Raw genomic sequence first — 13,075 nt, 5'->3', positions numbered from 1 at the left:
GACTGATTCCCGCTTATTCTAGGCATCCATTTCAAAAAAATCGGATTATGAGTTTGATTTCAGAGGTTTAAGTTGTCATGAATAATTCAGGTTTAATATAATAAAAAATCATATTTTATTATATTAAATTGATATGTTCATCCAGTGCTTTTTCCATCTCCTGTGAAGTAATTCCTACATATTTTTGAGTAACAGCAACGGAGCTATGCTGCAGGAGTTGCTGAACAAGAACTATATTATAGTTATTGTTCAGATATATCTCAGTAGCAAAGAACTTACGAAATGAGTGCGTTCCGATATTTTCATATCCCAAATAGTCAGCAACTTTACTAAGATACTTTTGAACGGTTCTTTCCCCGATAGGGAAAAGCCGTTCATTTTCTTTGATACCATTATCCATAGCATAGACTTTAATATAGTTATATATAGCAAGCGGAACTGTAAAGGTTCGCTTTTTTTCGGTTTTCTTCTCTTTGATATTAAGCCTATACCTATTTCCATCAGCTATTATGCTGTTAAGAGTTAATCTTAGAATATCCTCGATGCGTAGTCCCATATTTGCTTCAAGCACAAGTGCGGTAGCAATGCGGTTGTTGGCTCTAAAGCCAACACCACCAGTTTTCATTGTCTCTATAATTTCCTTGTACTGCTCCTGTGTCAGTGCAACAGTTGTTTTATTAGCCATGATAGCCCCCACTCAATGATCCATGTAATATTGCTCCGCGGCTTTAGCGGGCATTAAGTCCAGAAGAGAATCCAACTTGCCCTGGATCTTAGCTCTCAATATCTCTGCAGCTTCTTTCTCTTCATCAGTGCCTGACTCCGAGAAGCTGTCCATGGCTTTAATAGCATATCCCTTCAAAATTGCATTAAACATTCCAGAGTCAAAAGCCCGGAACTTATCTTCCTCACTAAATTTGGAAAGTGTTTTATAAAGGCTTATCTTCTCCATGAGATCTTTTATCGCATATACTTCCATGTCATTTCTATCTCTATCAAGAATTCTTTGAAGAGTATCTGCTTGCTCTTTATACCAATTCATAGTTGGAAATTCCTTTCTCTTTAAAATTACGGTTCGTATTTATGCAAATTAGAGTTCGTATTTAAGTAAATTATATCACATCAAATAAAAAATAGCGATAAATACAACAAATTATAGTTCGTATTATTTTACTTATACGCACTCACATCATTACGATGGATTATTCGACAGAATTATGCTATAATTATGTCGAATAAAGGAGGTGCGCTATGCCTTTAATAATGCCTATAAAAGATCTCAGAAATACCAACGAATTATCTGCAATCGCCCATAAAGAGCGTGAGCCAATTTTCATTACAAAAAACGGCTACAGCGATCTTGTTGTAATGAGCAGTGAACTATATGACAGTTTTGCAAAAGAAAACCGCATTGATCAGGCCATCTACGAATCAGAAAAGGAATTTGCTGAAACAGGTGAATATGTAGATGCTGCAGAAGCCTTTGCAGAATTGGAGAAGAAATACTTTGGATAAATACAGCGTCAGATTATACAAAAGGGCTTTCAGAGACCTTGACAGTATCTATAAATACATTGCTTATGACAAACAGGCTCCAGAGAATGCTAAAGGACAGGTGGACAGAATAAAAAAAGCCATTCTGAACCTAGATACATTTCCCCAGTCGCATCAGGATCGTCTTGTAGGTCGATATGCGGATAAGGGTTATAAGCAACTTCTTGTAGATAATTATATTGCAATCTTCAAAATTGATGAAAAAAAGAAGATTGTATGGGTAGTAACAGTACAATATCAAGGAAGAAACCTATAGAAAGACTGGAAATTTACCAGTCTTTTTATTTTTATGGATACATTATATTCAGCCAGCACACCGGGAGGGGGGTCTGGGGGGAGCGGGTGAGGGCGGGCCCCCAGAGCTAAAGGCAGCCAAGACCAAAAGGCTCTGTGATAAATTCCTGTCCGTGGCTGCTCTTTAGTTCTATTATTCAGCTGTTTCTATCGGCTCTACTTGCGAAGCTGTAAAGAAAAAAGCTACTTTCATAAACATTTTTTCTTGGTCTGCATCTCCCTCTTTCTCGGCTTTTCTGGTGGTGTGCTTCCAGATTGGAAACTTGGAAATTGCCTTTTCTCCGTGCTTTACTGCATAGCCTCTTTTTTTCCATTCCATAAAGGTGTGCATCTGCTCCGGCTCTTCAATTTCTTTGCTGTTGCCGTCCATATCCTTAACTGTAATCTTTCTTCCGCTCTTGCCTATAACTCCGCTGTTCATCAGCTCCATACGTTCATTAAATATAATCTGCTCGTTTGTCATGCTCTCCCTTTCCGCAGGGAAAAGCCTTTCGGCTTCTCCCCACTTATAAAAATATGTAATGCTTACGCTGTCAGTTCAAAGACTGCATCTATCAATCTTTCCTCAGGCGCTACTGTGGTTTTGTTCACTTCCTTAACCATGCTCAGCAGATAATCCATATCGGTTTCTGCTGTCTTTGGCATCAAGATACACTCATGTATGCTTGATGGAAGTATTACAAACTCATTAACTCCGATATTCTCGGCTAATTCCTTGATTGCTTCATGGTCTGTTATTGCGCTTGCACCTCTAAACTTCTTTGAGTTGCTGATAACATAAATCGGTGCAAGTTCATCAGCTATAAATCTTTCGCCTGTCATATCCTCAATAACTGACATTAACGGCTGTATGGTTGTTTCCTTAAAGCTGTTCTTCTGTGCTGTTGCCCATGCGATATTAAAAGCAATGTCAACGTTTCTCAAAAAGTTCTTTTTAACCTTGATTGAATACTGCTCGTTTTCGTTCGTGCCGCTCAGATAAAGGTATTCTTCAAGCCCATCAAAATTTGATGCTCTCTTAACTATTTCCTCTGTGCCTTTCTTCTGAAGTCCTAAGCGGATATGCTCAAGGATAAAATCACGGTCATAAAGCTGCTCTATGTCAAAATTAAGGTGGCTGTTTCTCACAATTCTTTCAATCTCATTGCATACATCAGAAACTGTCATGTTTAATGCTTCTGCTCTCTCTATCATGTCCTCTGTATATACAGTAGGCGCTATTTTTTCCTCACGGCTCTTTCTAACTGTTACTCCGTGCTTTGTTATGCCGTTCTTGATGGCTGTAGCTTCCTCTACTACATAACCTCTGTTGCCAAGTTCCTCGATAATAAGATTAGTTGTAATATTCATTTTTAATACTTCCTTTCGCCAATTAAATTATTGTTATTGATGATTTCTCAGGCTCGCCAAAGCCTTGTAAATGTGCTTTCAAGATCTTGAGCTATTCTGGAGGGGAGCGATCCTTTTTGAGTGTGATATTTTCCATGTTTTTTTCCTTTCTTTCATGTGTTTTTGAAATGTGCTTTCTGAGTCTATCGCCAATCTATCGGGTTTGCGTGCATCTTCCAGTAATCATGCTGTTGAAGGATGCAAGGGGCAAGGAACGAGACGCCGTAGGGCAACCCTTGCAGCCTGAAACAGCATGATTACGATGCACATCAGCAAACCGATTGGCGGTAGACTTGGGAAGGACATTTCTACATGAAAGATTGGAAAAATGCTTGGAAAATACACACGAAAAAAGAGGGGGTTCCTGGGGGAACCCGATGGAGAAGGGGATTATATTTTTTCCTTTCACGCGTCAGCGTGGCCCCATAAGGGAGATGGGTAAGGGGGCAAAATCCGCAGTGCTTTTCTGCGGATTTGGGGGTGTTGGAATGGTACACAAAAAAGGCTCTTGCTAACGCTCTGCGTCTCATGGCAAATTATTACTTACATCAAAGTTGCAATATTCTTTTTGGCTCTATCATGTCTATCGCTTTGCTATGCTTAATGCTTCAAAAACCGCATGGTTGAGCCAATATTACAAAAATATTATTTTTATAATATTTTTGCTTGTATTTTTATAAGGGTAGTGCTATAGTATATTTTGGAAAGGAGGTTAAGACGATGCCAAACGACAAACAGGATAAGCTTACGACCGACTTAGCTGAAGGTAATCGAGCAATTCTTGACAACCTAAAAGAAGAGAATAATTGGAAATACGGATATTCCATTAACACCATGATTTCAACGTTCGGAAACCTTCCTAAAACTGTGAAGTTGTACTTCCTTAGTCTTTGTAAACAGAAACTGAAAGAGCTTAACAAAAGGATGGATGTCGCAGGTGAATTTGAGTTTAAGGATCTTGAAAAAGAGCATGCCGCATATGACGCTATTGCAAAATTTCTGAACAATGGCACAAGGATTTCTCTTGAAGACCTTAAAGCAGAACCTACACTCAAAAAGATCACACTCCAAGATGGTTATCTTATCTGTCCTGACGACTGGATAGTAATCAACCCAGAAGACGCCCAAAAATGTCTGTACGCAGGTGTAATTGAGTGCAGGAACGGAGCGAAATACGGAATACCTCATCTGTTATATTTCTGTAATTACAGATATGGTCGTGATTACCCTAAGGGATTCGATGAAATGATGGAAAGGAAAGCTGTCAGTGCTTACCCAAGATTTAAAGAAATCCTAGCCAAGCAAGTAACACCGATTGATGATCCCGATAATCCAGGCATGATGCTTAATGCAGATGAATGGATGGAAGCTCCAACTATTGGTCATTTTGCTATATATGTGCAAGGCGACCCCACTCGCCCAAAAGATTATCAGCCACCTGCAGGAGCTCGTATAGTAAGAGCTAATGTTAATGAAGATTGGGAGGATTAACAATGTTTTTTGAAAAAATAAAAGAATTTTTCCAAAGAATTTTTTGGAAAAAGCCTTATCCTAATCCTAATCGCAAGCCCATCAACTTACCCGCAATCGAGGACAAATCCCCCGATAAGATTATAGGTATGCTTCGTGATGATATACCTATCTGGGCATGGTTCGATGCAATGCAGGCAACAAATGAAGATGGAAGTTGGAATATTGATGCGTTATGTGCGCTTGAAAAAGGTCACTTTGATGGTTTCTATATGTATAGAAAAGAAGGGGACTTGCTTTGCAAGTATGATGCATATTTTTTCAATAACGATGACAAATTCTATCTTAAGTTGCAGGAAGTAAGGGAATTTAAAAACTCAAATGTACTGGAGCTTTGTAACACTGATTTCAAGAATGCCAGAGAACTATTCTATGATGTTGAAGGGTTAACAGACGAACAGCAATGCTATATACATGATTTGACCCAAGAAGAGATGAAAGAATATCTCTCACACAATATAGTGTTATATGTTTCCGAAGAGCATTTCAAAAAGAAAGAAGAAGCAAATTAAAAGGGACTGTATTGGTATACAGTCCCAGTAGATAATAGCCAAGATGAAACTTGATTACTATCTGTCTCGCAAACATTAGTATATCATTTTCTATTTGTCTTTTCTATTATCGAAAAATTCCACAAAACAATTTTATATGGCAATACTACCCATGCAAAGCAGGGGTATTTATTGTATGCATTTTTGCACTGGCACTGCTTAAATGCATTATGCCCACGCACCCTTTTTTTACCATACAAGTGGGCAGAAATGAGGGGGCGAAAGCTCCCTCATTTTGTTACATACCAAAGCAAAAATGGAGGATTTTTCAATGAGCAAAACAAAATCTATTGCTGACTTAGTAACTGAGCTACAGGCAGAAAATGAAAGTCTGCAATCTCTAAAAAAACTGTTCAATCAGGCTTGTAAAAATGAGTTCGGATATGACGTAAAAGCTCTGCATGACATCATCATTAAATGCGAACGTCTTGAAAAAAAAATCTACTCAGCAGAATCAGCAAGGTCAGCGAAATCAGAATGAACGTAGTGAGTTCTGATTAAGCGTGTAGGAGTGCAACTCCTACCAGATGCGAAGCATCTGTTAGGGGGCAAAATAGGTATAAAATGTGCGAACTTGTGAGCATATTTTGTTCCTATTTTAACGGGGGATTTGCCCCCGTTCATCTGCGAATTTACGAGCAGATGAATAGGGATAGAAAGAAAAAAATTATGAGCCCCTTGGCGAATAATTTCTTTTCTTTCGTAAGGGGCAACGCCCCTTGATGGCTGGGGTTTAAGCTTCGCTTGGGGAGCGCCTAGCTCCCCAAATAGAACAAGATAAGGAATCCCAAAGGATTCCGGTATAAGTTGAGATGAGCGCCCTGCGCGAAATCCAACTTATATATCTTGCTTATATAAGATGCTTATATAAGATGCTGTAGATATTGGTGCATTGGGAGCCGTAATGACCTTTGAGCGCATTATGATTCATTGGGAGCAAAGCGACCTTTGAAGCATAAAAGCTCATTGGGAATGCAGGCGACCTTTGCACCAATATCGGAAGCGTCTTATATAAGAAAAACCCTAGATTTCAACCACAGCAAAAAAGGGCAAAAACAATGGGCGAATTAGAAAAGTATTCTGGCGGCGTAATGATGCTAAACAAGCATTATGATCGCCTGCTACAAAATGACAACAACAAAGATATAGATCCGGAAAGAACACACCTAAACTACAGTATTCCAATGGATCACGGAGGCCTATCAGCAAATGAATATTATCAAAAGATAGTCGGTGATAATTACTTATATGGAAGGGGTACAAAAAGGGAAGATAAAGCAATAACTGCTTGTTCATGGGTTATAACTGCACCTGCAGAGATAGCCGATGATCAAGAAAAGGTAAAAGCCTTTTTCCAGGGCTGTTATGACTTCTGCGCAGAGCGCTATTCTCCTGAAACAATAATCCATAATTCTTGCCATTTCGATGAGGGAGGCAGACCCCATATCCATATCCTGTTTTGTCCAACCACAGAATTGGATCCCGATAGGCTACACTACAGCACCCAAAAAGTTGCAAAACCAGTTCGCTTAGAGTCTGGAAGATATGAATTTTCATATAGGTTCAAACTTGACAGTAACGGCGAAAAAATACCAGTAAAAAACTACGACAGAATGGCAGATTATTACGACAAAAAAATCTCAGCTGCCGATGTCCTAAACAAGTTTGAATTGCAACACTTTCATGGAGATCTACAAGCCTACTTGGATGGGCATGGAATTGAGGGACAAGTGCTTAATGGTGCCACCAGTGGCGGAAATATTTCCGTGAAATCTTTGAAGGAATTTACAGAATGTACCGGGCTGACAATAGATGATATAAAAGAGAATCCAATCCCCAGAGAAGAACTTGAAAGCAAATTAGAAAATGCAAAATTATCCCAGGCTGACCGCAAAACAATTGTGCTAATAAATCAAACAGCACTTACCAATCAGCTTGAAAAGAGTGTCAAAGAAAAAGACACCATTATAAATACTCTTAATGAAAAACTGGATAAAGCTCTTTCTGAAAAAAGAAACAGAGATTCTTTACACAGTAAAGACAATAAACAAATTACTACTTATAAAACAGAACTTGCAAATAAAGATCAACGCTTATCACAAACCATTGCTGAAAATAACTCTCTAAAATCTCAGATAAAAGATTTTGAAGCCCAAAACGGAAGCTTAAAAAATCAGCTTGATTTAACTGAACAAAAGCTCAAAGCGCAGCAGCACGAACTTGAAAAAGCAAAGGAAAAAATAGCGGATCTCGAGCGCAGACAGCGTGAAATAGAAGAAACAAAAACACAACAAACCACCAGAGAATGGGGCAAAACTTCTGATTGGGGTAAAAGCTCCGGGTGGGGCAACAAAGATAACACAAGAGAGGAGACAAAATCATGGTAAAAAAGAAATTATCCCTTTGGGAAGCAATCATGTATTACAAGATAATTTGGTTACTATTGTTTGGCACAGTCTTGTACTTCACAAGAGAGACCATATTTTACTATTTCATCAATCTTACTGGGTATTACTCCACACAGTCGAAATATGTATGATCTGGTTCATACATCAGTATATTTAACACTCGCAGGAATATGGTTTATAGTATCATTTCTCATATTAAGAGATAAAAGATACTATCGTCTAACTGGTCGCAGTTTCGGTTACGACTCAGGACATTTTAAACCTTATTCCTATGGGCAGCTTGTAGACTATTTTAAAGACGCAGATCCTCACAAACTGGATACAGAAGTATTCCCAGAAAAGAGATGGCAAGATGCAAGTGGACTCATCTTTGGAAGAGATCGCAGACGACTGATACATATACCATCCAACTCAGAAACAAATATAGCTGTATTTGGACCTCCCGGTTCCGGTAAGACAAGCGGTATTGCCATTATAAATGCTCTGCGATTTGCAGGTAGCGTACTTGCAATTGACATAAAGGGAGACATCTATAATTTCTGCCATAAATTCAGAAAAATTATAAGATTCTGTCCAGATCATCCAAACGCTTTAAAAGTCAGTTATCACTTTGATCCCATGAAGGGAATAAACAACATGAACATAACTGACAAGAAACTCTACATAGAATCCATGGCAACTGTCCTTATACCAGACGAAGGCGGTTCAGATGGAAATTATTTCTCCACCCGAGCAAGGAAGTACCTGCAGGGAATCATACATCTTATGCTCTTTAAAGATCCTAATACTACCTTTCCTCAGATAATCCATGCAACCCTTGCCGGCAACTGCTTCGATTGGGTTACAATGGCTATGGAAAGCGAATGCATTGAAGCAAAAGAACTGCTCTCTCCGTTTTACGGAAATAACGAAAAAAATATATCTGGAGCATACGATAATTTATGTACTGCTTTGACCCCCTTTTCTAATCCAGTACTTGATGAACTGCTCACAGATAACGGTAAATGCATCTCAATAGATATGCTAAATAAAGGCTATGACATTTACCTACAAATCACCCAGGAGCACTTGGATGCCTATGCACCACTTTTCACACTTATAGTTCAGAGCTTCAGCACCGCTTTTACAAAAAGACCTGACAGCTCCACAGGAGCAAAGAACAGACCTATTCTGATGCTTCTTGATGAGTTCCCCGCACTCACCTATAGTTACAAGATGATAAACAGCAACTTGTCAACGCTTCGCTCAAAATCCATTATCTGCATGATAATTCAGCAGAACATGGCACAGCTTGAATACCGCTATAAAAATGAAGGTGCACGCTCAATCATCGGTAACTGTAACTATCAGATCATCCTTGGTAGCAATGATGCTACAAGTTCAAGGATATTCTCAGACACCTTTGGAACTCACAAGGTTCTCAAAGTAGGCATGTCCGAAACAAATGCTACAGAAAAATCAAGTGGGAAGAGTATTCAGCAGGCGAGAGAACCAGTATTTTACCCTGAGGACTTTGGAGATCTGGATGATGAAATGATAATCTACTTCAAAGGAAAACACTGTCGCTGTAAAAAGCTTAACTGTTATACTGATAAAAAAGGAGCCTAAAATATGAAATCACTACTCTTCTATCGCTTCAAAAATATTATCTATGATACTGGAGCCAACTGGGACAAGTTGGCTCCTACTATAGAAGATGCCATTAATTTTGCGCATAGAAATATCAATCCAGAACCAATTAAACCACTACCTCATTCCCCTTGCTCTTTGGAATATACTCTTGCTAGTGACGGAGAAAATATAAATAAACGCCTCAGAAATGACTACGAACTGTCCAATCTAGATATACAAATATCAGACATGGTAGCAACACATTCATGTAAAACGGATCTTGTCCTTTATAGAGGTATAAATGATTATGTGAACAACCTTATGATAGACAACGCTGAAGGTCTGAAAGGAATTGACTATCATGAAAAAGGATATATGCAATGTTCTCTGATAAAAGGTCATGAACTCGATTGCAAAACCAAGCTAAGAATATTTGTTCCAGCTGGATCTCATGTCATATACCTTGGAAATGTTAATAATGAACAAGACTATTATGAAGTTGATATCCAACACGGAGCAAAACTAAAAATAATTACAATTGACAAAGAATATATAAATTGCAAACTAATTGAAACAGAATAATAGAAAACAGGTAAAGCCAGTCATATTGGTCATTTACCTGTTTTTTCTATTTACCTATACTCTTGGGTGCCTACAGCCCCCGCCGCACTTCGTTTGGCATCCCCCTGTCTACCGCCTTACAGGAACGTCTAAAAAGAAGCCGTTCCTTCCAGTTGGTCTTCAATCACCTTATTCCATTTTCTTACATAAAGTAATATTTTTTAATTTCTGTATTGACACCAAGCACCCCTGGATAGACTGGTTGAGGGAAGCAGGAAAACGGCTTCTGGGCGCACTCTCCCTAGTGAAATCACTAGAGAGTCTACGCAAATAGGATGATAGACCGTATATCGGTCGCAGGTATCCGTATTTCGACTATCTGACTTTGGTAAATGTACCCCAACATACTTTCTCCATGCGTACAACCGCCTGACTTCTACATGGGTAGCCTTTCGACAATCTGTATGCTCCCCCTAGCCCCAATACCATCGACTAGAACGGAATTTCCCCCGCAGCGTAGTTTTAACCAATGTACCGAATTATTCGGGTTAGGCAACGGTCTTCAGCTGCTCTTCAACCGCTTTCGATATAAAACACGGATAGTCTTGGTCGTGTTTATTACCGGGCATATTCTAATGAATGGGCTATGCCACACCACCACTTTTTATACTGGTATCGTCCTCCCAGATAGCGTATCACATCGAGTAGTATGCTCCATTATGATCGCCCTCTCTGACTTACTATCAGAGCAAGTGTTAAGATCTCTGTCTTAACTCAGGGCACTAAAAAAGCCGTGTTTGTATTATCCAAACACGACTCACATCACATAATTTTGCATACAAAAAGGGTACAACAACTACATCTAGTAGCTTGACTATAAGCCCAATCTGCCCATATAATAAAGGGTAGAAAAGGTTACAGCTTATCCTGCTGCTATGTGTTATGGGTGTAAACGTATGGATAATACATCAGCTAATCGGTAACGCCAATTACCAAAAACTGAATTATTGTTATTGATTAAAAAAACGCTCGCCAAGGCGTTTTTTTATTGCAATAACCTCTGTAAATAATCTTAAAACATTTATTCTGTTAAATCAACAAAAATTACGCAAAAACTTATCATTATTTATAAAAATACTTGATTTTTACGCAAGGCTTTACTATAATTTACATTAAAATAACGTATTATAAGGTATTTTAATGTAAATTACATTATTCTAATTTAAAATACCGTAAAATACATTAAAATAAATTATTTTAATGTATTGAAAGGAGCACTATGGCAACTGTAATATGCGTAGCAAATCAGAAAGGTGGTATTGGTAAAACTACTACTGCCACAGCTATTGCATCAATACTTAATGAGAAGAAACACAAAACTCTCCTGATTGATGCAGACCCACAGGGTAACAGTACCGACACATATAGAGGAACATCAAAGGACACCGCCACATTATTTGATGTGATCTTAGATCTGGAAGATCCATTACCAATAAACGAAGCAATTCAGCATACGGAAATTGGTGACATTATTGCATCTGATCCGCTTCTGAAAGAAGCAGATACAAAATTTCCTAGTGATGGTGATGAATATTTCAGATTAAAAGAAGCCTTAGAAAAACTGGAAGGTTATGAGTATGTGGTAATAGACACAGCACCTGCAGATAACAAGCTCCTAAAGAATTGTTTGGTGGCAGCTAATAAACTTGTTATTCCAATTACAGCTGACAGATATGCAATTCAAGGTCTATCAGATCTGAACAAGACCATAGCAACACAGAAGAAACGTAATAATCCAAATTTGGAAATATCCGGGCTTTTATTGGTTAAATACAAGCAGCGTCAGACATTGGCAAAAGAAGTAAAGACAGCCCTTGAAGATATTGCAGAAAAGATGAATACAAAAGTATTCAATACAACAATAAGGGAAAGCGCAATAGCCCAAAAAGCCCAGGCAGCCAGAACAACGCTTATAAAATACGATTCAAAATGTACCACCGCAACTGACTACAAGGATTTTGTAAAAGAACTTCTGAAAGGAGAAAAGTAATGGCAAGAGTCAAAAACTCGCAGCCACAAAAGGTTGCAAAACCTTTGGGGGTTGCAGACGGTTTTGACTTTGAAACAGAACTGGTCGAAGAACCAGTAATGGAAGAAGTCAAAAAGCCTGCCAAAGCTCCAAACAAACCACCCGAAGAGATCCCTATAGTTGAATCAGATGGAAGAACATACAGTAAATATTACACTCCACAGCCAAAGCGCGGTAAAAAGGGTGGTGTAATCGGACATCCCCCGGTAAACGATGAAGATCGCAAGATACAGTTCAGCGTAAGCTGTACACAAAGTCAAAAAGAACAGTATCAAGCAGCAGCAAAGAAAGATGGCAGGAAACTGCCAGATTTTGTAAACAGAGCGCTTCAAGAGTATATCGAAAACCATGGACTAGAATAAATTAAAATACATTAAAATAAATTATTTTAATGTATTTTACTGTAAAGAACGGAGGGAGAAATGGCAAATTCAAAAGTTAGCGAAAGCACAATAGCAGAGAGCTTAAAAATAATACTTGTGAAAAAGAAATTGAACATTGCAAAATTAGCTGAGCTTATGGGTGTCAGCAATACAACGATGTATTCAAAATTCAATAGAGGAAACTTCTCAATCAAAGATCTGGATGAAATAAGCAAAGCATTAAATCTTACATATGAAGTGACCTTTACTATTAACGACGAAGAGTAAAACACATTAAAATAATTTATTTTAATTTATTTTAATGTGTTTTAAAGGAGTTACATGAAAAAGAATATTACTAATTTTAAATTAGGCGAGCTGTTTTGCGGGCCTGGTGGTCTTGCATGTGGTGCGCTAAATTCTCACAGTGATGATGGGAAATATGGTGTAGTTCATGCATGGGCAAATGATTATGATTTTGATACCTGCGAAACATACAGAAAAAATATATGTCCTGAGGATCCTGACAGCGTCCATCATGGCGATGTTAGGGAACTGAACATAAAAGAACTCGGAGAAATTGACGCTTTCGCTTATGGCTTCCCTTGCAATAGCTTTAGCAATGTAGGCGAACATATTCAATTGGTTTAAACGGCTGGCTCTGTGTGCTTCCATGAAGAAGCAGTGTGCAGATACAATCCGTTTGAAACTGATCAAGATTGCCGT

16 protein-coding genes are annotated in these 13,075 nt (G+C 38.4%); 12 read left to right on the top strand and 4 right to left on the bottom strand.

Annotated features, from left to right (window positions below):
- Nucleotides 1-118 precede the first annotated feature (118 nt).
- Nucleotides 119-685 (bottom strand): tyrosine-type recombinase/integrase, encoded by a 567-nt coding sequence (locus BLR42_RS20425; RefSeq protein WP_091873176.1) that lies wholly within the window; start codon nt 683-685, stop codon nt 119-121.
- 12 nt (nt 686-697) lie between these two features.
- Nucleotides 698-1,042 (bottom strand): hypothetical protein, encoded by a 345-nt coding sequence (locus BLR42_RS20420; protein ID WP_091873173.1) that lies wholly within the window; start codon nt 1,040-1,042, stop codon nt 698-700.
- A 209-nt stretch (nt 1,043-1,251) separates the two neighbouring features.
- Between BLR42_RS20420 and BLR42_RS20415 the strand changes: the two genes are divergently transcribed.
- Together BLR42_RS20415 and BLR42_RS20410 are read left to right on the top strand one after the other, a co-directional pair.
- The gene (locus BLR42_RS20415) at nt 1,252-1,515 is read left to right on the top strand and encodes a type II toxin-antitoxin system prevent-host-death family antitoxin (RefSeq protein ID WP_091873172.1); all 264 of its coding nucleotides are present in this window, start codon (nt 1,252-1,254) and stop codon (nt 1,513-1,515) included.
- Nucleotides 1,508-1,810: a type II toxin-antitoxin system RelE/ParE family toxin gene (locus BLR42_RS20410; protein ID WP_091873169.1), complete on the top strand. Its 303-nt coding sequence runs from the start codon at nt 1,508-1,510 to the stop codon at nt 1,808-1,810. Before BLR42_RS20415 ends, BLR42_RS20410 begins: the two co-directional genes overlap by 8 nt.
- Nucleotides 1,811-1,981: 171 nt before the next feature.
- Here the strand turns inward: BLR42_RS20410 and BLR42_RS20405 are convergent, their stop codons facing one another.
- The gene (locus BLR42_RS20405) at nt 1,982-2,311 is read right to left on the bottom strand and encodes an ArdC-like ssDNA-binding domain-containing protein (RefSeq protein ID WP_091873167.1); all 330 of its coding nucleotides are present in this window, start codon (nt 2,309-2,311) and stop codon (nt 1,982-1,984) included.
- Nucleotides 2,312-2,373: 62 nt separating this feature from the next.
- Complete coding sequence (locus BLR42_RS20400; RefSeq protein ID WP_091873164.1) at nt 2,374-3,198, bottom strand: DUF5688 family protein; 825 nt, start codon at nt 3,196-3,198, stop codon at nt 2,374-2,376.
- Nucleotides 3,199-3,957: 759 nt separating this feature from the next.
- On the opposite strand from BLR42_RS20400, the gene BLR42_RS20395 reads away from it, so the two are divergent.
- The 10 genes from BLR42_RS20395 (at nt 3,958) to BLR42_RS20350 (ending at nt 13,000) form a co-directional block, all read left to right on the top strand.
- Nucleotides 3,958-4,728: a hypothetical protein gene (locus BLR42_RS20395; RefSeq protein ID WP_091873162.1), complete on the top strand. Its 771-nt coding sequence runs from the start codon at nt 3,958-3,960 to the stop codon at nt 4,726-4,728.
- Nucleotides 4,729-4,730: 2 nt separating this feature from the next.
- The gene (locus BLR42_RS20390) at nt 4,731-5,279 is read left to right on the top strand and encodes a hypothetical protein (protein ID WP_091873159.1); all 549 of its coding nucleotides are present in this window, start codon (nt 4,731-4,733) and stop codon (nt 5,277-5,279) included.
- 310 nt (nt 5,280-5,589) lie between these two features.
- Nucleotides 5,590-5,799, top strand: coding sequence for a DUF6730 family protein (locus tag BLR42_RS20385; RefSeq protein WP_091873156.1), 210 nt, complete (start codon nt 5,590-5,592; stop codon nt 5,797-5,799).
- Between the two features lie 577 nt (nt 5,800-6,376).
- Nucleotides 6,377-7,705, top strand: coding sequence for a plasmid recombination protein (locus BLR42_RS20380; protein ID WP_091873154.1), 1,329 nt, complete (start codon nt 6,377-6,379; stop codon nt 7,703-7,705).
- A 144-nt stretch (nt 7,706-7,849) separates the two neighbouring features.
- The gene (locus tag BLR42_RS20375) at nt 7,850-9,334 is read left to right on the top strand and encodes a type IV secretory system conjugative DNA transfer family protein (RefSeq protein ID WP_091873151.1); all 1,485 of its coding nucleotides are present in this window, start codon (nt 7,850-7,852) and stop codon (nt 9,332-9,334) included.
- Between the two features lie 3 nt (nt 9,335-9,337).
- Nucleotides 9,338-9,919, top strand: a complete 582-nt coding sequence (locus BLR42_RS20370) for an ADP-ribosyltransferase (RefSeq protein ID WP_091873148.1) — start codon at nt 9,338-9,340, stop codon at nt 9,917-9,919.
- 1,258 nt (nt 9,920-11,177) lie between these two features.
- On the top strand, nt 11,178-11,948 hold the full coding sequence (locus BLR42_RS20365; RefSeq protein ID WP_091873145.1) for a ParA family protein: 771 nt from the start codon (nt 11,178-11,180) through the stop codon (nt 11,946-11,948).
- Nucleotides 11,948-12,349, top strand: coding sequence for a hypothetical protein (locus BLR42_RS20360; RefSeq protein ID WP_091873142.1), 402 nt, complete (start codon nt 11,948-11,950; stop codon nt 12,347-12,349). Before BLR42_RS20365 ends, BLR42_RS20360 begins: the two co-directional genes overlap by 1 nt.
- A 60-nt stretch (nt 12,350-12,409) precedes the next feature.
- A complete protein-coding gene (locus tag BLR42_RS20355; RefSeq protein WP_091873139.1) occupies nt 12,410-12,637 on the top strand; it encodes a helix-turn-helix domain-containing protein in 228 nt (75 codons plus the stop codon).
- Between the two features lie 54 nt (nt 12,638-12,691).
- Complete coding sequence (locus BLR42_RS20350) at nt 12,692-13,000, top strand: DNA cytosine methyltransferase (RefSeq protein ID WP_091873136.1); 309 nt, start codon at nt 12,692-12,694, stop codon at nt 12,998-13,000.
- Nucleotides 13,001-13,075: the final 75 nt, after the last annotated feature.

It is taken from the genome of Butyrivibrio sp. INlla16 (assembly GCF_900104155.1).
Lineage (GTDB): Bacteria > Bacillota > Clostridia > Lachnospirales > Lachnospiraceae > Butyrivibrio.
Note: the sequence above shows the minus strand (reverse complement) of the source record. Positions and strands in the feature narration are given on the sequence as shown.

Excerpts from the sequence above, each read along its gene's own strand:
- BLR42_RS20425 (WP_091873176.1), bottom strand. The coding sequence starts at position 685 with ATGGCTAATAAAACAACTGTTGCACTGACACAGGAGCAGTACAAGGAA.
- BLR42_RS20420 (WP_091873173.1), bottom strand. The coding sequence starts at position 1,042 with ATGAATTGGTATAAAGAGCAAGCAGATACTCTTCAAAGAATTCTTGAT.
- BLR42_RS20415 (WP_091873172.1), top strand. The coding sequence starts at position 1,252 with ATGCCTTTAATAATGCCTATAAAAGATCTCAGAAATACCAACGAATTA.
- BLR42_RS20405 (WP_091873167.1), bottom strand. The coding sequence starts at position 2,311 with ATGACAAACGAGCAGATTATATTTAATGAACGTATGGAGCTGATGAAC.
- BLR42_RS20400 (WP_091873164.1), bottom strand. The coding sequence starts at position 3,198 with ATGAATATTACAACTAATCTTATTATCGAGGAACTTGGCAACAGAGGT.
- BLR42_RS20395 (WP_091873162.1), top strand. The coding sequence starts at position 3,958 with ATGCCAAACGACAAACAGGATAAGCTTACGACCGACTTAGCTGAAGGT.
- BLR42_RS20390 (WP_091873159.1), top strand. The coding sequence starts at position 4,731 with ATGTTTTTTGAAAAAATAAAAGAATTTTTCCAAAGAATTTTTTGGAAA.
- BLR42_RS20385 (WP_091873156.1), top strand. The coding sequence starts at position 5,590 with ATGAGCAAAACAAAATCTATTGCTGACTTAGTAACTGAGCTACAGGCA.
- BLR42_RS20380 (WP_091873154.1), top strand. The coding sequence starts at position 6,377 with ATGGGCGAATTAGAAAAGTATTCTGGCGGCGTAATGATGCTAAACAAG.
- BLR42_RS20375 (WP_091873151.1), top strand. The coding sequence starts at position 7,850 with ATGTATGATCTGGTTCATACATCAGTATATTTAACACTCGCAGGAATA.
- BLR42_RS20370 (WP_091873148.1), top strand. The coding sequence starts at position 9,338 with ATGAAATCACTACTCTTCTATCGCTTCAAAAATATTATCTATGATACT.
- BLR42_RS20365 (WP_091873145.1), top strand. The coding sequence starts at position 11,178 with ATGGCAACTGTAATATGCGTAGCAAATCAGAAAGGTGGTATTGGTAAA.
- BLR42_RS20360 (WP_091873142.1), top strand. The coding sequence starts at position 11,948 with ATGGCAAGAGTCAAAAACTCGCAGCCACAAAAGGTTGCAAAACCTTTG.
- BLR42_RS20355 (WP_091873139.1), top strand. The coding sequence starts at position 12,410 with ATGGCAAATTCAAAAGTTAGCGAAAGCACAATAGCAGAGAGCTTAAAA.
- BLR42_RS20350 (WP_091873136.1), top strand. The coding sequence starts at position 12,692 with ATGAAAAAGAATATTACTAATTTTAAATTAGGCGAGCTGTTTTGCGGG.